Raw genomic sequence first — 26,084 nt, 5'->3', positions numbered from 1 at the left:
CCCCCGCGAAGACGCTCGGGTATACTTCGCCATCCTTTACAAAAGCACTGGAACCGACCCTCGATGCCGAAACCTGCCATTGCGCTCGACTTATTATTGCTGCCGACCTGGCTGGTACCCGTCGAACCTGCAGGCGTTGTGCTCAAGGAGCACGGCCTGGGCATCCGCGACGGTCGCATCGTGTTTATCGGCCCGCGCGCCGAAGCATTGAAGTGTAACGCCACGGAAGTCCGCGAATTACCCGATGTGTTGCTGGCTCCAGGCCTGATCAATGCGCACGGCCACGCGGCGATGACGCTGTTCCGTGGCCTCGCCGATGATCTGCCGCTGATGACCTGGCTGGAAAACCACATCTGGCCGGCCGAGGCCAAATGGGTCGATGAAGAGTTTGTCCGTGACGGCACTGATCTGGCCATCGCCGAGCAGATCAAGGGTGGCATCACCTGTTTTTCGGACATGTATTTCTTCCCGAAAGTCGCCAGTGAACGCGTGCACAACAGCGGTATTCGCGCGCAAATTGCCATTCCGATCCTTGATTTCCCGATCCCGGGCGCCAGCAGCGCCGATGAAGCCATTCGTCAGGGTGTCGAGTTGTTCGGCGACTTGAAGCACCACGAACGCATCAAGATCACGTTCGGCCCTCATGCACCGTACACCGTCGGTGACGAGAACCTCGAGAAAATCCGCGTGATTGCCGAGGAGCTGGACGCCTCGATCCATATGCACGTGCACGAAACCGCTTTCGAAGTTCAGCAGTCACTGGAGCAGCGCGGCGAACGCCCGCTCGCTCGCCTTGGCCGTCTCGGCCTGCTGGGCCCGCGCTTCCAGGCCGTGCACATGACCCAGATCAGCGATGACGACCTGGCGTTGCTGGTAGAAAGCAACACCAGCGTGATCCATTGCCCGGAATCCAACCTGAAACTCGCCAGCGGCTTCTGCCCGGTCGAGCGTTTGTGGCAGGCTGGGGTTAATGTCGCGGTCGGCACCGATGGCGCGGCAAGCAACAATGATCTCGACCTGCTCGGCGAAACCCGCACCGCCGCGCTGCTGGCCAAAGCCGTGGCCGGCTCGGCCACGGCGCTGGACGCCCATCGGGCACTGCGCATGGCCACCCTGAATGGCGCGCGCGCACTGGGGATCGAGACGCAAGTCGGCTCACTGGAAATCGGCAAAGCTGCCGACATCGTCGCTTTCGACCTGTCCGGCCTGGCACAGCAACCGGTGTACGACCCGGTTTCGCAGCTTATATATGCCACTGGTCGCGATTGCGTGAAACACCTGTGGGTCGCCGGCAGACAACTACTCGACGACCGACGCCTGACGCGCATGGACGAAGAGCAACTGGGCGCCACCGCTCGGGCCTGGGGCCAGCGCATCAGCGGCCACACCGAATCGTAAACACTCTGGCGCAAACGCCAGAGCTACAGCACTTTTTAAGTTTTAGAGGATTGAACATGAGCAACGTCGACCACGCCGAAATCGCCAAATTCGAAGCCCTGGCCCATCGCTGGTGGGACCGCGAAAGCGAATTCAAACCGCTGCACGACATCAACCCGCTGCGGGTCAACTGGATTGACGAACGGGTCAATCTGGCTGGCAAGAAGGTCCTCGACGTCGGTTGCGGCGGCGGCATCCTCAGCGAAGCCATGGCGCAACGCGGTGCCACCGTGATGGGCATCGACATGGGCGAAGCGCCGCTGGCGGTCGCGCAATTGCATCAGCTGGAATCCGGCGTCAGCGTCGAATACCGCCAGATCACCGCAGAAGCCCTCGCTGAAGAAATGCCTGAGCAGTTCGACGTAGTGACCTGCCTCGAGATGCTCGAGCACGTGCCTGATCCATCATCGGTGATCCTCGCCTGCTTCCGCATGGTCAAGCCCGGCGGCCAAGTGTTCTTCTCGACCATCAACCGCAACCCGAAGGCGTACCTGTTCGCCATCATCGGCGCCGAATACATCATGAAGCTGCTGCCGCGCGGCACCCATGACTTCAAGAAATTCATCCGCCCGTCCGAGCTGGGCGCCTGGAGCCGCATGGCCGGCCTGACCGTCAAGGACATCATCGGCTTGACCTACAACCCGCTGACCAAGCACTACAAGCTGGCCAACGACGTTGACGTCAACTACATGATCCAGACCCTGCGCGAGGAATAAGCCGATGGCCATCAGAGCAGTTCTCTTCGACATGGATGGCACCCTGCTCGACACGGCGCCGGACTTCATCGCCATCTGTCAGGCGATGCGTGCCGATCGTGGCTTGCCGCCGATCAATGACAAGCACATTCGCGACGAGATTTCCGGTGGCGCCAAAGCGATGGTCGCGGTGACGTTTTCCATGGACCCGGAATCGCCGGGCTTCGAAGAACTGCGCCTGGAGTTTCTTGAGCGCTATCTGGTCGGCTGCGCGGTGCACAGCAAACTGTTCGACGGCATGGGCGAACTGCTCGCCGATATCGAGAAGGCCAACCTGATCTGGGGCGTGGTGACCAACAAGCCGTTGCGTTTTGCCGAGCCGATCATGCAACAACTGGGGCTGGCCGAGCGTTCGGCACTGCTGATCTGCCCGGATCACGTGAAGAACAGCAAACCGGATCCGGAGCCGTTGATCCTCGCGTGCAAAATGCTTGATCTGGATCCATCGACGGTTCTGTTTGTGGGCGATGATCTACGCGATATCGAATCGGGCCGCGATGCCGGTACGAAAACTGCGGCGGTGACGTTTGGCTATATCCACCCGGACGACAACCCGCGGCATTGGGGTGCGGACGTGGTGGTGGATCATCCGTCGGAGCTGCGCAAGGTGCTCGATAGCGCGCTTTGCAGTTGCTGAGACCTGACGCAGAGCGTCATTGGCTGCATTCCTTTGCTGCGCATGGGAACGATCTGACTTGATGAGGTTTTTATGTTTGATTACTCCGCTCGTCCCGAATTGCTCAAGGATCGGGTCATTCTGGTCACCGGTGCCGGTCGTGGCATCGGCGCGGCTGCCGCAAAAACCTACGCTGCTCATGGCGCTACGGTACTGCTGCTGGGCAAGACCGAAGCCAATCTGACGCAGGTCTATGACGAGATCGAAGCTGCCGGGCATCCGCAACCCGCCGTGATTCCGTTCAACCTGGAAACCGCCCTGCCCCATCAGTACGATGAACTGGCGGCGATGATCGAAGCCGAATTCGGCCACCTCGACGGCCTGCTGCACAATGCCTCGATCATCGGCCCACGCACGCCGATCGAGCAGTTGTCCGGCGAAAACTTCATGCGTGTCATGCAGGTCAACGTCAACGCCATGTTCATGCTGACCAGCACCCTGCTGCCGCTGCTCAAGCTGTCACAAGACGCCTCGGTGGTGTTCACCTCCAGCAGCGTCGGCCGCAAGGGCCGTGCGTACTGGGGCGCTTATGGCGTGTCGAAGTTCGCCACCGAAGGCCTGATGCAAACCCTGGCCGATGAAGTCGACGGCGTGGCACCAGTTCGCTCCAACAGCATCAACCCGGGCGGTACGCGCACCAGCATGCGTGCGCAGGCCTATCCGGGAGAAAACCCGCTGAACAATCCGACACCGGAAGAAATCATGCCGGTCTATCTGTACCTGATGGGCCCGGACAGCACCGGCATCAACGGTCAGGCATTCAACGCGCAATAACTGCCATACGTCGCATTTGTTGCCGCGGCAGATTCCTGTCGCGGCAGGCATTTGCCGCCCACGACCGTCACAATTCAGTCAATTTTCCAGCACCCACCTCTCATCCCCGTATCCAAATCATTGATTCCAAACGGTTTAAATAAAACCGAACCGAATGGCACGACTTTCGCTCTAACTTCTCTCAAAGCAAGCCGCGTGAAGGCAATGGGGCGAAGCCGATTTCGATAGCTGACTAATCGTCATCCGGCAGACTAAACTTACGCCAAACGTCCTACGGGACTGATGGATCAGTATGACGCGCAGCCCATAGCCGCTCTCACCCAGCCTGTAAGACGGACTTACCGCTAAGGGTTCACGCCATATGAAATCACCCTCCCAGACCAATGCAATTGACTTTGACAGTGCCAAATTGCAACGCCTGGGCTTTGGTCAACTGCCGCCCCTTCTGGAGCGACCGGCCAGTCTGGCGCAATTGCGCCAGCAAATGAGCCTGCAACTGCAAACCAGCCTCGAACCGCAACGCATCCTAGGTCTGTTTTTCCGCGAAGTTCAGCGCCTTGTGCCGCTGGATGCGCTGAGTTACGTGCACCAAGGCAGCGATCTGCGCCTGGAATTCGGTACCCGCGGCCACCATTCGATCAGCTACAGCCTGAGCCACGAAGGCGAGCACATGGGCGAACTGGTGTTTCGCCGCAATCAGCGTTTCAACGACAAGGAACAAGGCCAGCTGGAATCTCTGCTGTCATCCTTGCTGTACCCGATGCGCAACGCCCTGCTTTACCGTGAGGCGACCCAGAGCGCTCTGCGCGATCCGCTGACCGGCGCCGGCAATCGCATTGCCATGGAGCAGACCCTGCAGCGGGAAATCGAGATGTCGCGTCGACATCTGCAACCGTTGTCGCTGCTGATGCTCGATATCGACCACTTCAAACGGGTCAACGACAGCCATGGCCACAGCGCCGGCGATGATGTGCTTAAAGCCATCGCCGCGACGATCAAGGCCCAACTGCGCAATGTCGATATGGTGTTCCGATACGGCGGCGAAGAGTTTCTGATTCTGCTGTCCAACACCAGCCGCGAAGCGGCAGCGATGGTCGGCGAACGACTGCGCTATGCGGCACAGGCCGCCGAATACTATGCGGACGGGCAGTTGATCGAATTGACGGTTAGTCTGGGATGTTCGACTTTATTGCCGGGCGAATCGGCTGACAGCTTGCTGCGCCGGGCTGACAGTGCGCTGTATGTGGCCAAGCGCGAGGGTCGTAACCGCCTGGCGATGGCGGGCTAAGGCCATTCAGGCAACACAAGACAGTGTGGAAGCGAGCTTGCTCGCGAAAGCGGTGTACCAGTCAAAACAATGCTGACTGACACGCCCCCTTCGCGAGCGAGCTCGCTCCCACATTGGTTTTGTGTGAAGCCGAATATCAGCTCTCGACTACCGCCCTGCGCTCTCGGTTGACCAACAAGCGTTCCGACGTCTCCAGTTGCATGCAGCGCTCCAGAAACAGATACATGTAGTCATAGCTCTTGCACACAGCCTGACGCAGCTCGGCCTGCAAGGCCTTGCTCGGGTTCATCCCGGCCAGGGTGCAGATGATTTCCAGCGCTTCCCAAGGATGGGCATCGTCGTACTGGGCATGCATCTTCAGCCACTTCATCGCGCGCTTGCGATCCTCTTCGGGAAACGCTGCGGCATACACGCCGGTGGAGCAGACCAGCGCCGACCACTCCCCGGTCGCGCCCTCAATGGCATAGTTGGTGGCGGCAATGGCCACGATCAGCGAATCGGCAGAACTGGTGTGCCAGCACCAATGACTCAAGGCATGCAACTCAGGCGGCACCTGTTGAGCCTGAAGGTCTTCCAGACTGACGCCATGGGCACGGCTCCAATGCACCCAATAATCGGCGTGATTGAGTTCAACGCGGATATTGCGCATCAGCCAGCGCCGCGCCATGTCTTCGCCCGGGTGACGGGCAAACCTGGTTTTGGTGAGATTCTGCGCCATGTACAACGCAAACTGCTCAACCACCGGCCAGCCCCCGATCAGGTACTGACGCATGGTTCTGGCACTGAGCTTGTTATCACGCATGCGCAGGTAAAGTTCATGTTCGACAACCCGGCGCTTGCTCTCGCTGCAATCCTGTATGAGCTGTTGCGCCCAGGCTGGATAACTTGCAGCTTCCATGAGTGGTCCGGTTCGGTTGAATGTGTCGATCACTGTTCGGCTCCTTTTGATTTGTGATTGTAAGGATCGGCGAGAGACTTCAACGGAACGTGCCAGGCGCTTTGAATAACAGCGGTTGCGGTCTGGCGGGCCGACTTTGCAAACTGTCACAGGTAAACAACTGTGGGCGTTCTATAACATAACCCTGAGCGTAATCCACACCAATTTCAAGCAATGCCTGCTCGATCTGGGTTGTTTCAACAAACTCGGCAATTGTCTGCTTACCCATGACATGCCCGATGTGATTGATCACTTCGACCATTGCGCGGTTAATCGGGTCGTCCAGCATATCCTTTACGAAACTCCCGTCGATCTTCAGGAAGTCTACAGGCAAATGTTTCAGATAAGCGAATGAAGACATTCCGGCGCAAAAGTCATCTAACGAAAAGTAGCAACCTAAGCCTTTGAGTTCATTAATAAATCTAATTGCGCTGCCCAGATTTGCAATTGCACTGGTTTCTGTAATTTCAAAACAAATCATTTCAGGCGGTATTGCATAGTTAACAAACTGCTCGCGCAGAAAGTGCAAAAACGCGTCATCTCCTATAGTAATGCCTGACAGATTAATCGCACACATTGCTAAAGGTTCTTGATGTTCTTGTGCAATACATTGAGCAATAACCTTGAATACGTTCTGAACTACCCAACGGTCCAGTTGACTCATCAAACCGTAGCGCTCTGCAGCGGGAATGAAACTGTCCGGCAGGATCATCCGCCCGGCTTCATCATGCAGTCGCAGCAGAATCTCGATGTGCCCACCCTTGTTGTCGCCCGGCTTGAGCGGCGCGATTTCCTGGGCGTACAGACAAAAACGGTTTTCCTCCAGCGCCATGTGCAGTCGCTGCACCCAGGCCATTTCACCAAAGCGCAGCGACAGCTCGGAATCGTCGGCGTGGTAGACCTGCACCCGGTTGCGGCCCTTCTCCTTGGCCATGTAACAGGCCATATCGGCGGCGCGTAATGAGGATTCAAGGGTCGTCGGGGTCTGCGTGATATGCACCAGACCAATGCTCACCGTGGTCAGGAACGGCCGCCCCTTCCAGACAAAGTGCAGATTCTGCACAGTCTGGCGCAGCGCCTCGGCGATTTTCTCGGCCGCATCTGGCGCGCAGTTTTCCAGCAGAATGCCGAACTCATCGCCGCCAAGTCGTGCCAGCGTATCGCCCTCGCGCAGCCCCGATTGCAGCAGCGTGCAAATGTGCCGCAACAGCTCATCACCGGCGGCGTGACCACAGGTGTCGTTGACCAGTTTGAATTGATCGAGGTCGAGGAACATCAGCGCATGCCGACCGGAATGGCGCGTGAGATTGTGCAGCGCCTGCTCCAGCCGATATTCGAACTCGCGACGGTTGGCCAGCCCGGTCAGCGCATCATGGGTGGCCTGCCACGACAGATTGGCGATGTACTGCCGCTCCTGAGTCATGTCGTGCAACACCAGCACCGTGCCGCTGACCTTGCCGGCATTGCGGATCGGCGCGCCGACCAGCGTCACCGATAACGTCGTGCCATCCAGACGCTGGATCAGTTTCGAGTGCTCGCTGCCGCCACTTAGCTTACCGCTGAGGATGTGCTCGATCAGCGTCAGGCCTTCGGCCTGGGCATTGTCGTCGAGCAAGTTGAACAGCGCGGCCAGCGGCAGGCCGGCCGCCTGCTCGGCCTTCCAGTGGGTCATGGCCTCGGCGGCGGGGTTCATGTAATCGATGGCGCCGCTGACATCGGTGGTGATGACGCCATCACCGATCGAATGCAAGGTGACGTGCGCCCGATCCTTCTCCAGTTGCAACGCCTCGGCAAAAGCGTGGCGCTGCTTGAGCAGTTTGTGCGTGCGCCACAAGGCCAGCACGATCAGCCCAAGTGCCGTCGCCAGGTTGGTGAACAGCAGCAGACGCATGATCATCCGCGAGCCTTCGCCCAAGGCATCGCTGAAGGCTTTCGCCGCCGGCGTCACGCCATCGTTGACGGCGAAAATCCGCGCCTTCCAGCGCTTGATATCGGCACTGTTGGCGGTGTTCTGCGAGATGCTGCGGTGCATCTCCTGCGCCACGTCATCCAGCTCGACCAGATAGGCGTCACCGACCGTCCAGCGGTCAATGGCAGTTTCCAGATAACTGAAGTGGCGGAAGTTGAGGTACAGCCAGATCAGGCTGGAGACGTCGTCCGGGTGGTTGCCGCCCTTGAGAATACCTTCACGCGCTGCGGCCAGATCCGGCGGCTGATGATCCAGCGCCAGACGCAACTGATGCCCGCCTTGCGGCACGGCAATCGCATTGCGATATTTGAGGAAAATCGCCTCGTCGCGACTGTCGGCGTACAGATTGAGGTAATAAATCGCGTCTTTCTGGCCCTTGGACCAGAGGCTTTCACCGGCGACATAACCGCGAACGGCCGAGAGCACGTAAAGACTCACGCCGCCCAATAACGCCTGGAATAACACGACGGCAATAAATGGCCAGACGATGCCCAACAACCGTGGCGTTCCGAGAGTCCGCTTTTGCTTCATGAGATCCCTTGCGCAAGCACTGCCAGATGAACACCGGAAAATCCCGCTCCTGACAGCTCAGCCTAGGCTAATTTTCGACAAGTCAAAGGGACAGCTCTGCCGTCCTCTAGGTCGATTGTGCAAATGGCTGGTCTGCTTGAGCGTTCCGGTTGATTTTACTCAATGCAATTCAAGCACTAAGCACAGAAACCGGGAGGAAACTCAAGGGCGCTGGATCTGCTGCAGGTGACCATAGAGCTTGGCATACAGGCCACCATCGGCAATCAACTGCTGATGATCGCCATCTTCGGCAACCTGACCACCGTCAAACACCAGCACGCGATCAGCCTGCTTCACTGCCGACAGTCTGTGGGCAATGATCAGCGTGGTGCGGCCATTGAGGAAGCGCGCCATGGCTTGGTGCAGGTTGTACTCGGTCGCGGCGTCGAGGGCCGAAGTGGCTTCGTCGAGGATGACGACTTTCGGCTCGGCGAGGATCATCCGCGCGATGGCCAGACGTTGTCGTTGACCGCCAGACAGGCGCACGCCGGAGCGGCCGACAATACTGTCCAGACCATTGGGCAAGGCGCGGATGGTCGCTTCGAGCTGAGCGATTTCCAATGCCTGCCAGCAGGCTTCGTCGCTGCGAGTGCGGCCCATGGTGAGGTTGGCGCGCACGGTATCGTTGAACAGTGCCGGGTGCTGCAACACCACCGCAACGTTTTCGCGAACCGTGTCCAGGCCGATTTCCTGTTGGGTCGAACCGCCGAAACGAATGGTCCCGGCCAGTGGCGTGTACAAACCCAACAGCAACTGCACGAGGGTACTTTTGCCGCCACCGCTGGCGCCGACGATCGCGACTTTCTCACCAGGGGCAATCGACAGGTCGAGTTGATCCAGCACCAGCTCATCGCCGTAACCAAAGCTCAAACCCTGCACCTGAATACCCACCGTATCGCGGCCCTTGAACGGATCGACACCGCCGGGATATTGCGGCTCATCGGCGCGCGCCAGCAGTTCGTTGATCCGCGCCAGCGCCCCGCCCGCCGCGTAGTAGGCGTATTGCAGGTTGAGCAGTTGTTCGACCGGGCCGATCATGAACCACAGGTAACTGAACACCGCGAGCATCTGGCCGATCGACAGGTCGGAGAACAACACCGTGAGCATCGCCGCCGCGCGGAATATGTCGATGCCGAACTGGAAGAGCAAACCACTGGCGCGGTTCGAGGCGTCGGTTTTCCACTGCGAGTTGACCGCGTAATTGCGCACTTCCTGCGCACGCAGGCCGAGTCGCCCGAGGAAGAAGCCCTGACGGTTGCCGGCACGGATTTCCTGAATCGCATCAAGGGTTTCGCTCAACGCCTGAGTGAAGCGCGAGGTACTGTCGTTCTCGAGTTTCTTCAGGTGTTTGACCCGTTTGCCCAACTGCACCGTGGCGTAGATCACCAGCGGGTTGAACAGCAGAATCAGCAGCGCCAGTTTCCAGTGCATCCACATCAGGATGCTCGCGGTACCGACCAGTGTGAGCATCGCCACCAGAAAGCGGCTGAGGGTTTCGCCAACGAATTTGTCGAGGGTATCGAGGTCCGTGACCAGGTGCGTGGTCACCGTGCCGCTGCCCAGGCTTTCGTATTCGCCGAGGGAAATGCGCTTGAGGCGTTCGATCAGGCGTACGCGAATGCGGTAGACGATGTCTTTGGCCAGTCGTGCGAACAGCCGCGACTGCAACACGCCAAAGCACAGCGAGCCACATCGCAACGTCAGGGTGACCAACAGCATCAAGCCGATGTAACCCGCCGCCTGCTGCCACATTGTCGGCAGTACATGGTTCATCACTTTCAGCGCGGCATCGCCGTGGCCGAGCAACACCTCATCGACCAGCAACGGCAACAGCAACGGAATCGGCACGCTGCATAGCGTCGCCAGAACGGCCACGCCGTTAGCGATCCACAGGGATTTTTTGTGTGTCAGTGCCAGTCGCCGGACTTCTGCCCAGCTCAGCCGGTCGACACGCTTTACGGCTGGCGTGTCATCGGCCAGATCAGACACAGGCTGCACGCTCCAGCCATCGACCCAGTAACGGCGACAGTTCGCTGAGCGGTTGATAGCCGTTGGTCAGCAGGGCCAGTTGGCCATTGCGCTCGGCGAGCAGAGTCGGAAAACCGGCGATGCCGAGATCCTGCACCCAACTGAAATCGGCCTGAGTCGCTTTGTGTTGATCGGCATGATCGAACAACGCGGCAAATTCGATGCGCGGCACGCCGGCCTTTTCTGCCAGCTCAACCAGCACGCTGGCCTGGGTGACATCGCGACCTTCAGCGTAAAACGCCTGCTGGATCAGTCCGACCAGTGTCCACGCGCAATCCGGCGCCAGACTGCGCGCGGTGACGATCGCCCGGCAGGCCGGTTCGGTGTCGTAGACAAAACCGTCAGGCAACGCACCTTCGAACTTGAACGCTTGACCAGTGGCCTCGGTGACCGCTTGCCAGTGTTCAAGAATGTAGCGACGCGTGGTCGGCTCCAGCGCCGAACCACTGCCGGTGCGCAAACCGCCAACCACCAGATGCAGCTCCACCCCGGCTGCGTGCGCCTGCTCGACCAATGCCTTGGCCACCGGAGCAAAACCCCAGCACCACGAACACATCGGATCCATCACATAGAGCAGGCGCGCAGACATGGTTAAGCCTCGGTGGATGCTTGCTTGTAGTTGTAGCCGATCGGGTGCGGCATGTTGCGCGCCTTGGCCAGTTCGATCTGCTTCTGCCGATCGATGGCGCTGCGGCGGGTTTTCTCGCTGAGCTTGTCCCAGCAATGCGGGCAACTGATGCCAGCGACGTAATGCTCGCAGGCGCGATCTTCAACACTGACCGGTGTGCGGCAGGCATGACATTGATCGTAGTCGCCTTCGCTGAGGTCGTGACGCACGGTCACACGGTTGTCGAACACAAAGCAGTCGCCCTGCCACTTGGTTTCTTCCTGCGGCACCTCTTCAAGGTACTTCAGGATGCCACCCTTGAGGTGGTAAACCTCTTCATAACCTTCGCTGAGCATGTAGCTCGAGGCTTTCTCGCAGCGAATGCCACCGGTGCAAAACATCGCAACCTTCTTGTGCACGGCCGGGTTGAAGTGTTCTTTGATGTAGTCAGGGAATTCGCGAAAACTGGTGGTTTTCGGATCGATGGCGCCTTCGAAGGTGCCGATCGACACTTCGTAGTCGTTACGGGTGTCGATCAACAGCACTTCCGGGTCGCTGATCAACGCGTTCCAGTCTTGCGGATCAACGTAGGTGCCGACCTTTTTGTTCGGGTCGACGCCTTCGACACCGAGGGTGACGATCTCTTTCTTCAGTTTGACTTTGGTGCGATAGAACGGCTGCTCGTCGCAGTACGACTCTTTGTGATCGATATCGATCATGCGTGGGTCGTTCTTCAGCCAGGCGAGCAGGCCGTCGATGCCTTCCCGGCTGCCGGACACCGTACCGTTGATGCCTTCTTCGGCGATCAGCAGGGTGCCTTTGATCTGGTTGTCGACCATCGCTTGCAGCAGGGGCTCGCGCAGGTCAACGTAATCTTCGAGGGTGACGAACTTATACAGTGCCGCCACGACAATCGGTTGTGTCATGGGTATTTCTCCAGGTGGCTACCCTCGCAAAGGGTGAACCGGATTCAAAAAAAAACGCGCCGGGTGAGCGGCGCGTTGCGGATTCTAGCAAAAAAGCAGCTTCAAGCGGCGAGCTTCAAGCGACAAGCCAAGAACACTCGCCTTTAACTTGCAGCTTGCCGCTTCAAGCTTGCGGCTGCCGTCCTCCGGCACAGGTTGGCGACGCCGGTGCGGCGCCGGTCTCTGCCCATTCCTCTGGGGTGTAGGTGTGCAGCGCCAACGCATGGAACTCGCCCATCAGCTCGCCGAGCGTGCCGTAGACTTTCTGGTGGCGCTTGACCCGGTTCAGGCCGTCGAACTGCGCGCTGACTACCACTGCCTTGAAGTGCGTCTGTAGCCCGCGACTGTGCATGTGGCTTTCATCCAGCACTTGCAGGTGCTCAGGCTTAAGCAGGGCCAGCGTCGATTCGATGCGTTGTTGCATGGTCATCACGAACTCCGCTTACTTCTTCTTGGCCGGTGCAGCTGCAGGGGCCAGCTCTTTGGTCATGTCGTCGAGCAGCTTGTTGACGACCGGTACGGCGCTTTCCAGTTTGGCTTGGGTCATCTGGGCCGATTGCTGAGTCAGCTGCGGCATTTTTTCGAGGACTTTCTTGCCCAGTGGCGACTGGTAGAACGCGACCAGGTCTTTCAGCTCGGATTCGCTGAAGTTAGTGGTGTAGAGCTTGACCATGTCAGGCTTGAGCTTGTTCCAGCCGATGGCCTGGTCCAGCGCGGCGTTGGCCTTGGCCTGGTAGGTTTCCAGTACGGCTTTCTTGGCTTCCGGGGCTTTGGTCTGTTCAAAACGCTGAGCGAACATTTGCTGCACTTGCATGTACACCGGAGTGCCCAGCTTGTCAGCGTGCGCCAGGGTCAGGAAAGCTTCAGCACTGGCGTTGTGGCTGGCGGTATCGGCAAGCACCTGGCCGCTGGCGCAAACCAGTGCAACCGCGGTGCAGATGGCACGAAGACGAGTCATCGAGTTTCCTTTTAAGCAAAGCGAGGTCAAACCCCAAGGGCGACCATTCTGCGCCTAAAAAACCTTGTCGCTCAACCCCCGAGCCTTGCCGCGCTTGATTGGCGGGGATTTACCGGTCAACAATCAGCTCGATGGAACCACCTGGGCCGAAGCCGGCCTAAACTGCGCAAACAGACCAACAGGAGTGTGCACGATGAGCCGTATCGAAACCGACAGCCTGGGCCAGATCGAAGTCCCGGACGACGCTTACTGGGGTGCTCAGACGCAACGCTCGCTGATCAACTTTGCCATTGGTCAGGAACGCATGCCGCTGCCGGTCCTGCATGCCCTGGCCCTGATCAAGAAAGCCGCCGCCCGCGTCAATGACCGCAACGGTGATCTGCCCGCCGACATCGCCCGCCTGATCGAACAGGCCGCCGATGAAGTCCTCGATGGCCAGCACGACGATCAGTTTCCGTTGGTGGTCTGGCAGACCGGCAGCGGTACCCAGAGCAACATGAACGTCAACGAGGTGATTGCCGGTCGCGCCAACGAACTGGCCGGCAACCCGCGCGGCGGCAAGACGCCGGTGCACCCGAACGATCACGTCAACCGCTCGCAAAGCTCCAACGACTGCTTCCCCACCGCCATGAGCATCGCCACCGCCCAAGCGGTGCAGGAACAACTGCTGCCGGCGATTGCCGAGCTGTCCGGCGGTCTCGCCGAACTGGCGGCGCGGCACATGAAACTGGTGAAGACCGGGCGCACGCACATGATGGACGCGACGCCGATCACCTTCGGTCAGGAGCTGTCGGGTTTTATCGCACAGCTGGATTACGCCGAACGTGCAATCCGCGCCGCACTGCCAGCCGTGTGTGAACTGGCCCAGGGCGGCACCGCGGTCGGTACCGGGCTGAATTCGCCGCACGGTTTTGGTGAGGCGATTGCTGCAGAACTGGCGGCACTGTCCGGTCTGCCCTTCGTCACCGCGCCGAACAAGTTCGCCGCCCTCGCCGGCCACGAACCGCTGACCAGCCTGTCCGGCGCGCTGAAAACCCTCGCCGTGGCGCTGATGAAAATCGCCAACGACCTGCGCCTGCTCGGCTCCGGCCCACGCGCAGGGTTTGCCGAAGTGCGCCTGCCGGCGAATGAGCCGGGCAGTTCGATCATGCCGGGCAAGGTCAACCCGACCCAGTGCGAAGCGCTGTCGATGCTCGCCTGCCAAGTGCTGGGCAATGACGTGACCATCGGCATTGCTGCCAGTCAGGGTCACTTGCAGTTGAATGTGTTCAAGCCGGTGATCATCCACAACCTGCTGCAATCGATTCGTCTGCTCGCCGATGGTTGCAGCAACTTCCAGCAGCACTGCATTGCCGGGCTAGAGCCGGACGCTGAAATCATGGCGCGACATCTGGAGCGTGGATTGATGCTGGTGACGGCGCTGAATCCGCATATCGGCTATGACAAGTCGGCGGAGATTGCCAAGAAGGCTTACAGCGAAGGACTGACTTTGCGCGAGGCGGCGTTGGCGCTGGGGTATCTGACCGATGAAGAGTTTGATGCGTGGGTGCGGCCGGAGAATATGATCGAGGCTGGCGCCAAGGGTTAAGTTTTGTAGAGCCTGAAAGTCCGTCTTCGCGAGCAAGCTCGCTCCCACATTTGGGCGCATTTCCAACATGAGAATGCAGTCGAATGTGGGAGCGAGCTTGCTCGCGAATGGGGGCGACGCGGTTTAACTGGCCGCCATCTTCATCCGCCGCGCCTTCAACCCGGCAATCAACGATGGCCCCAACGCCACCAACGCCGAGCCCAGCACTACCAGCACCGCCCCGCCATAACCCAGCGCATTGATCTGCTCGGCATGCACGTATTCGGGCCAGATCCCCGCCGCAATCGCCACTGCACCAAACGTCACCAACGGCGTGATCGCCAACGTCGCGCTGACGCGCGAAGCCTCCCAATGCGCCAGCGCTTCCGCGAACGCGCCATAGGCAATCAATGTGTTCATGCAGCACGCCAGCAGCAGCCAACCCTGCAGCGGGCTCAGGCTCAGCGCTTCGAGCGGATGCACCCACGGCGTCAGCAACAACGCGCAGAACAGGTAGATCACCATCATCACCTGCAGCGAATTCCACACCGTGAGCAATTGCTTCTGGCCCAGCGCATAGAAGGTCCATACCGTCGACGCCAGCAGCACCAGCAAAACCCCTGCGGTGTAATCGGACAACGAGGTCAGCAGCTCGGCCAGACGTTGGTTGAAAAACAACACAAAACCGATCAACAGCACCGCCAGCCCGATACCCTGACCAATACTGAAGCGTTCCTTGAACACAAAGAGGCTGGCGATCAGCAACATGATCGGGCCCATCTGCACCACCAGTTGCGCGGTGCCGGGGCTGAGCAAATTGAGACCCATCAGGTACAGCACATAGTTGCCAACCAGCCCGAGCACCGCCATCAGCACCAGCCAGCCGCCCTTGGGCCCGAGCACCTTGCGGCTGGGCAGGCGCTTCACCGCCGCCAGATAGATGAACAGGCAGCCGCCGGAAACCAACAGACGAAACCAGGTCACCGTGATCGGGTCCATCACCACCAGCACCTGTTTGAGTTTGATCGGCAGGATGCCCCACAGAAACGCGGTCAGCAGCGCCAGGAACAGACCGTAGACCCAGCGACCGGATGAAATGTGCATGGAAACCCCAAAGCCTGCTGACAAGTGCGCTCATTCTAGGCGCGCAGCCGGTCACGACACAGGGACAGTTAAGGCCAGGACGCGAATGAAACTGTGCAGGTCGCAGCATTAAATTGACGCGGCGCCGTTGATCGGCTGACCGGGCGCGCCAAGTGCTTCAGGCATAAGCTCATTGGATCCCTTCCAGCACATCAGCCAAGGAGACCGATCATGTTAGGAATGCGCGCCCGCGACAGCGCCCCCGAAATGCACTTTCGCAGCGACCGGGTGTGCCGGGTCAATGGCGAACTGTTTTTCAGCACCCGGGAAAATACCCTTGAGGGGCCGTTTGACAGTGCAGAAAAGGCTGAGCAGGAAATAAAGGCTTATATCGCGCGGATGCAGCTGCTGGATTCCAACCGGTAAACCCGGTCGATCCCTTCGCGAGCAAGCTCGCTCCCACACTGGATCTCTGGTGTACACAAAATCAGTGTTCACTGAAGATCTACTGTGGGAGCGAGCTTGCTCGCGAAGAGGCCAGAACAGACAACTAATAACTTGAGGATCAGCGCACTGCCTCAAACAATCCGGTAGCGCCCATCCCCCCGCCCACGCACATCGTCACGATGCCGTAACGCAAATTACGCCGCTGCAACTCCCGCACCAGATGCCCGACCTGCCGCGACCCGGTCATGCCAAACGGGTGACCAATCGAAATCGAACCACCGTTGACGTTGTACTTTTCATTGTCGATCTCCAACCGGTCACGGCTGTACAAGCACTGCGAAGCAAACGCCTCGTTCAACTCCCACAAGTCGATATCCGCCACTTGCAAGCCCTTGGCCTTGAGCAGTTTCGGCACCGAGAACACCGGGCCGATGCCCATCTCGTCCGGTTCGCAACCGGCCACGGTGAAACCACGGAAAAACGCTTTCGGCTTGAGGCCCAGTTGCAAGGCTTTTTCCAGGCTCATCACCAAGGTCATCGACGCACCGTCAGACAGCTGCGACGAGTTACCGGCCGTCACCGAACCGTCCTCGGCAAACACCGGTTTCAACCCGGCAAGACTTTCATACGTGGTGTCCGGACGATTGCAGTCATCGCGGTCGACGACGCCGTCGAGAATCTGCACTGCACCGGTGTTCTTGTCCTCGACACGATACTTGACCGCCATCGGCACGATTTCATCGTTGAACAACCCGGCGGCCTGCGCCGCCGCAGTGCGAATCTGGCTTTGCAGGGCGTAACGATCCTGCGCTTCACGGCTGACGCCATAACGTCGCGCGACGATTTCGGCGGTCTGGCCCATCGTGTAATAAATACCCGGCGATTGCTGCTTGAGCACAGGGTTGATCAGGTGATCGGTGTTGACGCTTTTCATCGTCAGGCTGATCGACTCGACGCCGCCGGCAACGATGATGTCGCTGCAACCCGAGGCGATCTGGTTGGCGGCAATCGCAATCGCCTGCAAGCCTGAGGAACAAAAACGGTTGAGGGTCATGCCGGCGGTGCCAGTGCCCAGACGCGAGAGCACCGCGACGTTGCGGCCGATGTTGTAACCCTGCGCGCCTTCGTTGGAGCCAGCACCAACGATGCAATCCTCGACGCTGGCCGGGTCGATGTCGTTGCGCTCAAGCAGCGCGTTGACGCAATGGGCCGCCATGTCATCGGGACGGGTCTGGTTGAACTTGCCGCGAAAGGATTTGGCCAGGCCAGTCCGCACGCTGTCGACGATCACCACTTCACGCATGGCATACCTCATTGTTGTGGTCAGTTGAGAGTGGACCGAGCATAAGTCCACCGTATCAACCACTGCGACAATCATTCACCCCGCGTATGCGCGTCTATCGGCTCAATCCTTGTGTTTCTTCGCGTGCTTGTCGGATTTCTCGAAGGCGTCTTCGAGTGCGCGGTTGATTGTGCGCAACACCTTGACCCGCGCCCAGCGCTTGTCATTGGCTTCAACCAAGGTCCACGGCGCGATCTCGGAGCTGGTGCGATCGACCATATCGCCGACGGCGGCGCGGTAATCGTCCCACTTGTCACGATTGCGCCAGTCGTCTTCAGTGATCTTGAAGCGCTTGAACGGGATCTCCTCGCGCTCCTGGAAACGCTCCATTTGCGTGTCCTTGTCGATGGCCAGCCAGAACTTGACCACGATGACACCGGCGTCGGCCAGTTGCTCTTCAAAGTCGTTGATCTCGCCATAGGCGCGCAGCCAGTCGGCCGGCGTACAGAAGCCTTCGACCCGCTCCACCAAGACCCGGCCGTACCAGGAGCGGTCGAACACGGTGAACTTGCCGCGCGCCGGAATGTGTCGCCAGAAACGCCACAAATACGGCTGCGCACGCTCCTCTTCAGTCGGCGCGGCAATCGGCACTATGTTGTATTGACGTGGATCGAGCGCCGCCGCGACCCGACGGATCGCCCCGCCCTTGCCGGCGGCATCATTGCCTTCGAACACCGCGACCAGTGCGTGGCGGCGCATGCGCTTGTCGCGCATCAGCCCGGACAATCGCGCCTGCTCGGTGATCAGTTGTTCCTCGTAATCTTTCTTGTCCAGACGCTGAGTCAGGTCGAGGCTGTCGAGCAGGTTCAACTGATCGACTGGCGTGCCCAGCGGCGCGGCGCTGACATCGTGCGGATGAACGTCCGGGCGCTTCAGCGCATTTTGCAAACCCTCGAGGAGAATCTTGCCGACCGCCAGGCTGCGGTAGTGGGCGTCGACGCCTTCAATCACATGCCACGGCGCGTAATCACGGCTGGTACGGCGCAGCACGCGCTCGCCGTATTTGACGAACTTGTCGTAGGTTTCCGATTGCTGCCAGTCCAGCGGGCTGATGCGCCAGCTGTGCAACGGGTCATCGGCCAGTGCTTTGAGCCGCGCCTTCATCTGTTTTTTCGACAAGTGAAACCAGAATTTGAAAATCAGCGCGCCTTCATCGCAGAGCATCTTTTCCAGACGCTCGGCACCGGCAATCGCCTGATCCAGACGCGGATCCTTGAACAAGCCGTGCACCCGTCCCTGCAGCATCTGGCTGTACCAGTTGCCGAAGAATATGCCCATTCGCCCCTTGGCCGGAAGCATCCGCCAGTAGCGCCACGCCGGTGGCCGCGACAACTCTTCATCGGTCTGCTGATCGAACGTGCGCACTTCAATCAGGCGCGGGTCCATCCACTCGTTGAGCAGCTTGACCGTCTCGCCCTTGCCCGCCCCCTCAATGCCGTTGATCAGGATGATCACCGGGAAACGCTTCTGCTGCTGCAATTCGAACTGGGCTTCGAGCAAGGCTTCACGCAATGCCGGGACGACCGCCTCATAGGTGTCTTTGTCGATGGCGTGACCGATTTCAGCGGATTCAAACATGGGACGGCTCCTTCCAGGATTCAGCAAGACTAGCGGATTGGGCACAGCAGCGGCGCAGAAATTCCCGCGGGTGGCGGATTGTCCGCCAGTCTCGGCAACAAGCCTTGCCATGGATCAAGCAACGCCTGCGCGATCGGCTAGAATGGCCGCCTTGTCGTTGCCGAGCCTGCCATGAAGCCCGTATTGCCCCACGCCCAACTCGATTGGGATGACCAGGGACGCCCGCGTTCGCGAGTGTTCGATGACGTGTATTTTTCCGACCAGTCAGGTCTGGATGAAACCCGTTATGTGTTCCTCGAACAGAACCGCCTGGCCGAACGTTTTGCCGCGTTGCCGGCGGATGGGCGACTGGTCATCGGCGAAACCGGTTTTGGCACCGGACTGAATTTTCTCTGCGCCTGGCAGTTGTTCGAGCAGCACGCCGTGGCCGGTGCGCGACTGCATTTCGTCAGCGTCGAAAAATACCCGCTGAGCCCTGCCGATTTGCAACGGGCCCTGGCCTTGTGGCCAGAGCTCAAGCCTTTGGCCGATCAGTTGCTGACGCACTACGTAGCGATCCATCAGGGTTTTCAGCGCATCACACTGGCCAACGGCCGCGTGACGCTGACGCTGTTGATCGGCGATGCACTGGAGCAACTGCCGCAGCTCGACGCACAGATCGACGCGTGGTTTCTCGACGGCTTCGCTCCGGCAAAAAACCCCGACATGTGGACCGCCGAACTGTTTGTCGAACTGGCGCGACTGGCAGCCCCCGGTTCGACCATCAGCACCTTCACCAGCACCGGTTGGGTAAGGCGCTTGCTGAATGCCGCCGGGTTCAAAATGAAGCGCACGCCGGGCATCGGCCACAAGTGGGAAATCCTCCGCGGCGAATTTCTCGGCTGGCCAGCGGAGGTGGCGCCACCTGCTGCGCAAAAGCCGTGGTTCGCGCGCCCTGCCCCGACTGTCGGTGAGCGTCGTGCGCTGGTGATCGGCGCCGGTCTGGCCGGGTGTGCCACGGCGTCCAGTCTGGCCGCACGCGGCTGGCAGGTCACGTTACTGGAACGCCATGACGCCGTTGCGCAAGAAGCTTCCGGCAATCCACAAGGTGTGCTGTACCTGAAGTTGTCTGCCCACGGCACGGCGTTGTCGCAACTGATCGTCAGCGGTTTCGGTTACACCCGGCGCCTGCTGGAAACCCTGCAACGCGGCACCGATTGGGACGGTTGCGGCGTGCTGCAACTGGCGTTCAATGCCAAGGAAGCCGAGCGCCACGCGCAATTGGCGCAAGCCTTTCCCGAAGATCTGTTGCAGTGGCTGGATCAGCCCGAGGCGCAAGCCCGCGCCGGGGTCGGCGTGAGCCATGGCGGTTTGTACTATCCCGAAGGTGGCTGGGTGCATCCGCCGGCGCTGTGTCAGGCACAAGCGGCGCAGCCGAACATCGAACTGCTCAGCCATTGCGAAGCGCTGCAACTGCGCAAGGTCGATGATCAGTGGCAGGCTCTGGACGGTGAGCGTTTGCTCGCCAGCGCGCCGGTCGTGGTGCTGGCCGGTGCCGCCGAGATCAAACGTTTTGCCCAGAGCGCCGAACTGCCGCTCAAGCGCATTCGCGGACAAATCACCCGTCTCGCCGAAACCGCAGGCAGTCAGACACTGGCTACCGTGGTCTGTGCCGAAGGCTATGTCGCCCCGGCCCGCTTGGGCGAGCACACCCTCGGTGCCAGTTTCGATTTCAACAGCGATGATCTGACCCCGACCACCGCCGAACACCAAGGCAATCTGGCGATGCTCGATGAGATCTCCAGCGACCTCGTCGAGCGCCTGAACATCCGCGAACAGGCAGTCGAAAAACTTCAGGGCCGCGCGGCTTTCCGCTGCACCAGCCCGGACTATCTGCCGATCGTCGGTCCCCTCGCCGATCGCGAAGCCTTCCTCGAGGCCTATGCCCCCCTGAGCAAGGATGCCCGGCAAGTGCCGGACATCATCTGCCCGTGGCTCGACGGTCTGTACGTCAACAGCGGCCACGGTTCCCGGGGGTTGATCACCGCGCCACTGTCCGCTGAGCTGCTCGCCGCGTGGCTGGACAACGAGCCGCTGCCGCTGCCCAGGAGCGTGGCCGAAGCCTGCCACCCCAACCGCTTCGCCCTACGGCGGTTGATTCGCGGCAAGTAGCTCTTCAGTCCGAGGGCATCGCACAGATGCCCAGATTCGCCATGCGGATGGCGTCGTCGGTCAGACGCGTCAGCAGAGCGTTTTCGGCCGTCTCCCGTTCAACTTTGATGGCCTCTATCGCGCTCAGGTAGTCCGCTGAACTCAATGCATCGGCCTGTTCGGATACCGCGTCGAGCTTCGGTGAAAACGTGTCATTGATGCTGGCAAATTTTCGCTCAAACGTACGCTTTAGATATTCACACCAGAACGACTGGCGCCGCAGAAACGTCAACCACTCGGAAGACAATTCAGCGGCGTTGACCTTGTTTTTCGCCAATTCCAGATGCTCAGCGGTCACTCCCGCCAGCATGGCAAAGCGCATGTTGCGCGGCTGGCCCGGCAAGTCCAGGGCGTCGGCCAGTCCCACACGATAGGCCAGGTTCACCTCCAGTGGGTCGGCAGTCGGCGACTTGGCGGCGTGTTCCTGAGCGACCCGGTCCAGTTGATCCAGCCGGAACAGGCCGCGCCCCAGTTTCAGCAGCGGTTTGGCTGTAGTGATCCGGCCGCCGGCCAGGTTGGTCACCCGATCGACTTCCACTGCGACTTCCAGATAACTGAAATTCATTGCCGCGCTGTCCGTGCAATTGATCGGGCTGGCGGCAAGGTTCAGTAACTGATCACACAATGGCGCATCCGCTTCTGCCGCCTCCAGTACGGCCCAGACCCGCCGTTGCATGTCACTGCGCACTCGCTTCGAGTCGGCCGTACTGCCCAGCTCCGAGAGCAAGTGAAACAGCCCTTCGGCCTGAGAGTCTTCCTTGAACGCCGTCCAGATCTTGTCACGCCGGGCCCAGTCATGGCCGACACCGTCGCTGAACCACAGCAAGCGGGCCTGTTGCTCGTCGAGCCGGGCCATGTCGTTCTCCAGATAACCCATGCCGACGCCGACATTGCCTCGGTAAGTCTCCAGATATGTCTTGCTGGTCGCAGACAAAGGATTGGCTCGCAGGTTGAGCGTCTGGCTGAAACGTCGCGGGGTCTTGAACAACCAGCCCGGCAGATCCTTGATCTGGTTATTGCGCAAGTCCACCCAGTCCAGTGACGGCAGACGCTCCAGGCCCTTGGGCATTTCCGTAAGCCCGGTCTCGCGCAGCAACAAACGGCGCAGATCAAACATTTTGCTAACGTCGGGCGTTGCGCCCAGTGCGTTTTCGTTCAAATTCAAATACTGCAGAGTGGGCAACTGGCTGAGCTTTGCCAGCGTCTGTCCGCTCAGCTGGATTTGATTCTTGGCCAGACTCAGGCGCGTGAGTCGGGGCATGTGCGACAGCACTTCCGGGAGCCGTGTCATCGTGTTTTCGTCGAGTTCGAGCGATTCGACCTGTTTGAACGCCTTGAGAAAATACACGACATCATCGCCCTGCCCCATGTTCTTCAGCGACAACTGCTGAATGTGATCAAAGCTCAGCCCCACAGGCAGCGTCGGCAATCTGCCCACGCGCATACCGTCCAGATTCAGCGCGCAGACTGACTGGCCACTTTCGTCCTTCGCCCAGAACAGCCGTCGAAAGGCATCCTCGATCATTTCGGCCACAGCTTTGCGGCTGTGCCGCAGGTCACGCAAATCCCCCCCGGCTGCCTTCAGGGCCGGCTCGTCCTTACTCCAGAGTTGCAGCGAGACACGCAGCTTTTTCAAATCCTGCTTGAGCGCTTTCACTCGCGTCGCACGGCTCAGCGGATCATCACCAAGTTGATCGATCAAGGCACTGGCCTGGCGCTCGGTCAGACTCGGATAAAGCCTTCTGACCTTGCGCATCAAGGCGCGTGGGTGATACGTCACAAGCGACGGATCCGCCTGAACACAGGCAGGTTCGACGACGACCGGTTCGGCTTTGCCGCTGCTCAGGATCCGCCTGCTGATGTCCCGCTCATCCAGTGCAGTGTCGAGCAATTGCTGGCGCAACCGCGCGCTGTCCGCGGCCACCGGGTCGGGAAACCCGCTGGCAATTCGTTGACGCGGCGGCAATGCCTTGAGCAGCGCGCCATACAAAGTTTCCGGGCCATCGTCGATCGGGCCGAGGCCTTGGCCGTCGCCATCGAACGCTTTATAGCCGGTGCCGGACTTGACCAACGTGCAGGTGTTCAAAGAGCTTGCCGTTTCCGGGCCGATGCTCTCGATAATCGGCCCTTTGAGGGTTTTGTCTCGCAACACCAAACGCAGTTCCGCGTCCCAGCCACTCAGGTGTGGCAACAGCTGAATTGCCAGTTTTTCGCTATCTTCATTGGCGATTTCAGGCAGATGCAGTCCCGACAGCGCGCGATCCAGCCGAACCTCGCTGTTGGCGGCTCGCACCCGCTGCGCCAGCCTCAGGTGCATCCGCCCGCAGGTGTGCAAATGGAGCCGCTCGACACTGGACGCCCGGTCGATCAGCGTTTGCGCAAAGCGCGCAGGCAGGTCAGCAAACCCGCTGCGCAAATGGCTGACGGGGTCGGCGTCGCTGTGGTCATAATCCTTGTACAGGCGCTCGAAAACCGCGCGACGATCAGCCTTTAGCGCCGCTCCCAGTTTTTTTGCCAACAGTTGTTTTTCAGCATGGCTGGCGACTTTCTTGCCCAGCAGCGCCTCGACTTCCTGCCGATACAGGCCATCGATCACCGTTTGCAGCAGTTGACCTTGGGCCAATTGATCTTCGGTCACCAACACGCAAGCCGTATCGTCGTGCACCCGAGTGAGCGGATAAGTGGCTTTGATTTCACCTTCGCCATCGGTGACCTCAATGTAGCGATCCGTCGGCCAGCCGGGCAATTTCGGCAAGCCATGCAACTGCGCCTCGACCGGCTGGCCGGAATGGATTTCACCGTACTCCAGCTCACGAATCAGTTGCCGCAACTGGCGCTCGATGCGCGCTCGCTCCACGGTATCGCGCAACCGTCCGGGCAAAACCCGGTTGTCATTGAAGACCCGCAACAACGCGTCGTGAGACGTCCCGCTGAGTCGACGCATCATGTCCAGATCGGTGTCGCTGAACTCGCTAAGACCCGGATCGATACGCTTGAGGGTATAAGCATTGCTCCACTGCTCGGCATTATCGGTCGCCAGTCGCCAGCCGCCCTCGACATGCCGCTCCAACTGCGGCGCGTAGGCCTGCAGGCGCTGCGGATGTTCGAGGCGCCAGACCTCGGATTCTGAATCATAGTTACCGGCGAAGATCCGATGGTCGACGCGACCGAGGGTCTTGGCGCCAATCAGATAGAACTCCTCGGAGGTATCGGCCATGGTCACCCCCCAAGGAAGCTGATGCTCATAACTGCGCAAGTCGGGTTTCCACAGCCGGGGCTTGCCGGCCTGATTGAGAATGGCGGTGAATTGCCCGAAGAAATCGGGGTGTGACTTCACCAGTTTGCGGCCAAGCGTGCCGAGCACTTTCTGCCCTGCGGCGAACGCGGCCATCGACGCAATGTTCTCCACCACACTGAGCAGGTGTGAAAGCGCCTGCTGCTGATCGCCACGGCGCCAGTCCTCGACACCTTCGTAGACCTCGGCCAATAGCTGGCCGACGGCAACGCCCATCATCAATTGCCCAAGCACCGGAACGACCAAACCGGCTACCGAAACCACGCTCACCCCCAACTGGAGCAAATCCAGCAAGCGTTTCTGCCGCACGTCCTCATCGATATCCTCGGTCGGTACCGCCAGCTTGCGCGCATCGAGTTGCAGCTTGCCGACATGGCTTTGCACCATGAACTCAAAGAGCGGCACACTGATCGGCAGTTGTTTGATGTGCCCCAACTCGGCGGTATCGGCGAACGTCTTGAAGAAATCCGCCTTGTCATCCTCGTCGATGCTGTTGGCGAAATAATCCTTGTAGCGTTTCTCTTTCAACTGCCGGGTGAGGTACTGCTTGAATGCGTTGAAACTGGAATACTCGTACACCGGTCGCTCCGGCTCTGCGGCCATGTACACCAGGCACCATTCATCCGGATACAGCTCAACGGAACGCGCGGAAAACACCACAACGCCCCAGACACAACTATCGAGAATCTCAATGCCTTGCATGATCAGCGGGCGCGTGCTGTAAAGCAGCGTTTTCGGCGACACCACGCCGTCAGCGTCAATCAGTGTCTGCAGCATTTGCAGGCCTGTCGGTGTGAGATGGTTTTTCAGTACCGCCAGATGCATGTCCAGTTGCAGCAACAACCTTTTCATTTTCGCGATATCGCGGGTCATCGAACTCGTGGCGATCACCTTGTCGTCGCTGCTGCGCAGACCAAACACCTGCTGAAAATGCTCCTGGTAACGCTTGCCCAGGTCCAGCTCCCGGCAAAAACTGGCGAAACTGGCCGGGGTCAGCCCTTCCACACCGGCCGGCTGGTTGCTCAGACGCACCAGGCTGCCCGATGGGAACGTGCCGCTCGCCTCATCTTCGCTGAAGTTCTGCATGGCCGCTTGCAGCAACGTTTGCGTAGCATGCGGGAACGTTTGAATCCCATCCTCATCGGTCGAGGTAGCCGGGCAGCCACAGTCGACGCCGGGCAAACTCAACAGATCTTTTTCGACATCGAAGACCGCTGACCATTTGTCGTTCAGAGCACGGCTCAGTTCGTCGATGCAGAATGCCTGCAACGGTTTCAGCGCGGCCAGATCCTTCTCGACAACCGACTGAATCGAGTGCAGTTCACGTGCAGTCTGATCAAGGGCGGCCAACGAATCGGTCGTCGCCTTGAGCAAATGAACCGGGAGGTTTTTTTGCAAGGTCTGGGCAATATCGAGATCTTCCGTGGCCTCGAGCAACAGGCTCAGAATTGCATTTTGATTCAGCGATTCTTTGTTTACAGAGGTTGTCATTGGCAATAGTCCTTTATTGCGGATTCGAGCACTGAATATAGCGAAACTTAATATTTATTAGAACAAAAAATAATATTTTTCGGCACCCGCCACACCCCTGACAACCCTCGGCATATTTACATCACGC

General features: G+C 59.5%; 19 protein-coding genes. 8 read left to right on the top strand and 11 right to left on the bottom strand.

What is annotated here, in order from left to right; genetic code table 11:
- Window positions 1-63 precede the first annotated feature (63 nt).
- The 5 genes from FGA82_RS10700 (at window position 64) to FGA82_RS10680 (ending at window position 4,930) form a co-directional block, all read left to right on the top strand.
- Entirely contained in the window at window positions 64-1,398 is a 1,335-nt protein-coding gene (locus tag FGA82_RS10700) for a TRZ/ATZ family hydrolase (protein ID WP_141127061.1), read from the top strand.
- A gap of 56 nt (window positions 1,399-1,454) precedes the next feature.
- The gene (gene ubiG, locus FGA82_RS10695; RefSeq protein ID WP_141127060.1) at window positions 1,455-2,153 is read left to right on the top strand and encodes a bifunctional 2-polyprenyl-6-hydroxyphenol methylase/3-demethylubiquinol 3-O-methyltransferase UbiG; all 699 of its coding nucleotides are present in this window, start codon (window positions 1,455-1,457) and stop codon (window positions 2,151-2,153) included.
- Window positions 2,154-2,157: 4 nt separating this feature from the next.
- Window positions 2,158-2,829: an N-acetylmuramic acid 6-phosphate phosphatase MupP gene (gene mupP / locus FGA82_RS10690; protein ID WP_038364376.1), complete on the top strand. Its 672-nt coding sequence runs from the start codon at window positions 2,158-2,160 to the stop codon at window positions 2,827-2,829.
- Window positions 2,830-2,901: 72 nt separating this feature from the next.
- Complete coding sequence (locus FGA82_RS10685; protein ID WP_007908397.1) at window positions 2,902-3,642, top strand: YciK family oxidoreductase; 741 nt, start codon at window positions 2,902-2,904, stop codon at window positions 3,640-3,642.
- 361 nt (window positions 3,643-4,003) lie between these two features.
- Window positions 4,004-4,930: a GGDEF domain-containing protein gene (locus FGA82_RS10680; protein ID WP_141127059.1), complete on the top strand. Its 927-nt coding sequence runs from the start codon at window positions 4,004-4,006 to the stop codon at window positions 4,928-4,930.
- 136 nt (window positions 4,931-5,066) lie between these two features.
- Here FGA82_RS10680 and FGA82_RS10675 read toward each other — a convergent pair whose 3' ends face one another.
- The 7 genes from FGA82_RS10675 to FGA82_RS10645 form a co-directional block, all read right to left on the bottom strand.
- Window positions 5,067-5,828, bottom strand: a complete 762-nt coding sequence (locus FGA82_RS10675) for a TenA family transcriptional regulator (protein ID WP_432767141.1) — start codon at window positions 5,826-5,828, stop codon at window positions 5,067-5,069.
- 79 nt (window positions 5,829-5,907) lie between these two features.
- Window positions 5,908-8,367, bottom strand: a complete 2,460-nt coding sequence (locus FGA82_RS10670; protein WP_141127057.1) for an EAL domain-containing protein — start codon at window positions 8,365-8,367, stop codon at window positions 5,908-5,910.
- Window positions 8,368-8,568: 201 nt separating this feature from the next.
- On the bottom strand, window positions 8,569-10,395 hold the full coding sequence (locus FGA82_RS10665; RefSeq protein WP_141127056.1) for an ABC transporter ATP-binding protein: 1,827 nt from the start codon (window positions 10,393-10,395) through the stop codon (window positions 8,569-8,571).
- The gene (locus FGA82_RS10660) at window positions 10,388-10,990 is read right to left on the bottom strand and encodes a DsbA family protein (RefSeq protein ID WP_171057270.1); all 603 of its coding nucleotides are present in this window, start codon (window positions 10,988-10,990) and stop codon (window positions 10,388-10,390) included. Before FGA82_RS10660 ends, FGA82_RS10665 begins: the two co-directional genes overlap by 8 nt.
- 35 nt (window positions 10,991-11,025) lie before the next feature.
- Entirely contained in the window at window positions 11,026-11,967 is a 942-nt protein-coding gene (locus FGA82_RS10655; RefSeq protein WP_141127054.1) for a rhodanese-related sulfurtransferase, read from the bottom strand.
- A gap of 163 nt (window positions 11,968-12,130) precedes the next feature.
- Window positions 12,131-12,436 carry a BolA family protein gene (locus FGA82_RS10650; protein WP_141127053.1) on the bottom strand — a complete coding sequence of 102 codons (306 nt, stop codon included), beginning with the start codon at window positions 12,434-12,436 and terminating at the stop codon, window positions 12,131-12,133.
- Window positions 12,437-12,448: 12 nt separating this feature from the next.
- A complete protein-coding gene (locus tag FGA82_RS10645) occupies window positions 12,449-12,964 on the bottom strand; it encodes a DUF2059 domain-containing protein (RefSeq protein ID WP_064391456.1) in 516 nt (171 codons plus the stop codon).
- Window positions 12,965-13,157: 193 nt separating this feature from the next.
- Between FGA82_RS10645 and FGA82_RS10640 the strand changes: the two genes are divergently transcribed.
- A complete protein-coding gene (locus FGA82_RS10640; protein ID WP_141127052.1) occupies window positions 13,158-14,552 on the top strand; it encodes a class II fumarate hydratase in 1,395 nt (464 codons plus the stop codon).
- 123 nt (window positions 14,553-14,675) lie between these two features.
- Here FGA82_RS10640 and FGA82_RS10635 read toward each other — a convergent pair whose 3' ends face one another.
- A complete protein-coding gene (locus FGA82_RS10635) occupies window positions 14,676-15,635 on the bottom strand; it encodes a DMT family transporter (protein ID WP_141127051.1) in 960 nt (319 codons plus the stop codon).
- Window positions 15,636-15,845: 210 nt separating this feature from the next.
- Between FGA82_RS10635 and FGA82_RS10630 the strand changes: the two genes are divergently transcribed.
- Window positions 15,846-16,040 (top strand): DUF6316 family protein, encoded by a 195-nt coding sequence (locus FGA82_RS10630; protein WP_141127050.1) that lies wholly within the window; start codon window positions 15,846-15,848, stop codon window positions 16,038-16,040.
- Window positions 16,041-16,179: 139 nt separating this feature from the next.
- Here the strand turns inward: FGA82_RS10630 and FGA82_RS10625 are convergent, their stop codons facing one another.
- On the bottom strand, window positions 16,180-17,364 hold the full coding sequence (locus tag FGA82_RS10625) for a thiolase family protein (RefSeq protein ID WP_141127049.1): 1,185 nt from the start codon (window positions 17,362-17,364) through the stop codon (window positions 16,180-16,182).
- Between the two features lie 102 nt (window positions 17,365-17,466).
- On the bottom strand, window positions 17,467-18,981 hold the full coding sequence (gene pap / locus FGA82_RS10620) for a polyphosphate:AMP phosphotransferase (protein ID WP_141127048.1): 1,515 nt from the start codon (window positions 18,979-18,981) through the stop codon (window positions 17,467-17,469).
- A gap of 171 nt (window positions 18,982-19,152) precedes the next feature.
- Between pap and mnmC the strand changes: the two genes are divergently transcribed.
- Entirely contained in the window at window positions 19,153-21,132 is a 1,980-nt protein-coding gene (gene mnmC / locus FGA82_RS10615; RefSeq protein WP_141127047.1) for a bifunctional tRNA (5-methylaminomethyl-2-thiouridine)(34)-methyltransferase MnmD/FAD-dependent 5-carboxymethylaminomethyl-2-thiouridine(34) oxidoreductase MnmC, read from the top strand.
- Between the two features lie 4 nt (window positions 21,133-21,136).
- On the opposite strand, the gene FGA82_RS10610 is transcribed toward mnmC, so the two are convergent.
- On the bottom strand, window positions 21,137-25,957 hold the full coding sequence (locus FGA82_RS10610) for an NEL-type E3 ubiquitin ligase domain-containing protein (RefSeq protein WP_141127046.1): 4,821 nt from the start codon (window positions 25,955-25,957) through the stop codon (window positions 21,137-21,139).
- Window positions 25,958-26,084: the final 127 nt, after the last annotated feature.

Origin of the sequence: Pseudomonas fluorescens (assembly GCF_005938625.1) — a bacterium.
Taxonomy (GTDB): domain Bacteria; phylum Pseudomonadota; class Gammaproteobacteria; order Pseudomonadales; family Pseudomonadaceae; genus Aquipseudomonas; species Aquipseudomonas fluorescens_BD.
This window is presented reverse-complemented; position numbering and strand designations above follow the sequence as displayed.

Excerpts from the sequence above, each read along its gene's own strand:
- FGA82_RS10640 (WP_141127052.1), top strand. The coding sequence starts at position 13,158 with ATGAGCCGTATCGAAACCGACAGCCTGGGCCAGATCGAAGTCCCGGAC.
- FGA82_RS10670 (WP_141127057.1), bottom strand. The coding sequence starts at position 8,367 with ATGAAGCAAAAGCGGACTCTCGGAACGCCACGGTTGTTGGGCATCGTC.
- mupP (WP_038364376.1), top strand. The coding sequence starts at position 2,158 with ATGGCCATCAGAGCAGTTCTCTTCGACATGGATGGCACCCTGCTCGAC.
- FGA82_RS10660 (WP_171057270.1), bottom strand. The coding sequence starts at position 10,990 with ATGTGTTCGTGGTGCTGGGGTTTTGCTCCGGTGGCCAAGGCATTGGTC.
- pap (WP_141127048.1), bottom strand. The coding sequence starts at position 18,981 with ATGTTTGAATCCGCTGAAATCGGTCACGCCATCGACAAAGACACCTAT.
- mnmC (WP_141127047.1), top strand. The coding sequence starts at position 19,153 with ATGAAGCCCGTATTGCCCCACGCCCAACTCGATTGGGATGACCAGGGA.
- FGA82_RS10610 (WP_141127046.1), bottom strand. The coding sequence starts at position 25,957 with ATGACAACCTCTGTAAACAAAGAATCGCTGAATCAAAATGCAATTCTG.
- FGA82_RS10630 (WP_141127050.1), top strand. The coding sequence starts at position 15,846 with ATGTTAGGAATGCGCGCCCGCGACAGCGCCCCCGAAATGCACTTTCGC.
- FGA82_RS10685 (WP_007908397.1), top strand. The coding sequence starts at position 2,902 with ATGTTTGATTACTCCGCTCGTCCCGAATTGCTCAAGGATCGGGTCATT.
- FGA82_RS10655 (WP_141127054.1), bottom strand. The coding sequence starts at position 11,967 with ATGACACAACCGATTGTCGTGGCGGCACTGTATAAGTTCGTCACCCTC.
- FGA82_RS10625 (WP_141127049.1), bottom strand. The coding sequence starts at position 17,364 with ATGCGTGAAGTGGTGATCGTCGACAGCGTGCGGACTGGCCTGGCCAAA.
- FGA82_RS10700 (WP_141127061.1), top strand. The coding sequence starts at position 64 with ATGCCGAAACCTGCCATTGCGCTCGACTTATTATTGCTGCCGACCTGG.
- ubiG (WP_141127060.1), top strand. The coding sequence starts at position 1,455 with ATGAGCAACGTCGACCACGCCGAAATCGCCAAATTCGAAGCCCTGGCC.
- FGA82_RS10675 (WP_432767141.1), bottom strand. The coding sequence starts at position 5,828 with ATGGAAGCTGCAAGTTATCCAGCCTGGGCGCAACAGCTCATACAGGAT.
- FGA82_RS10635 (WP_141127051.1), bottom strand. The coding sequence starts at position 15,635 with ATGCACATTTCATCCGGTCGCTGGGTCTACGGTCTGTTCCTGGCGCTG.
- FGA82_RS10650 (WP_141127053.1), bottom strand. The coding sequence starts at position 12,436 with ATGACCATGCAACAACGCATCGAATCGACGCTGGCCCTGCTTAAGCCT.
- FGA82_RS10680 (WP_141127059.1), top strand. The coding sequence starts at position 4,004 with ATGAAATCACCCTCCCAGACCAATGCAATTGACTTTGACAGTGCCAAA.
- FGA82_RS10645 (WP_064391456.1), bottom strand. The coding sequence starts at position 12,964 with ATGACTCGTCTTCGTGCCATCTGCACCGCGGTTGCACTGGTTTGCGCC.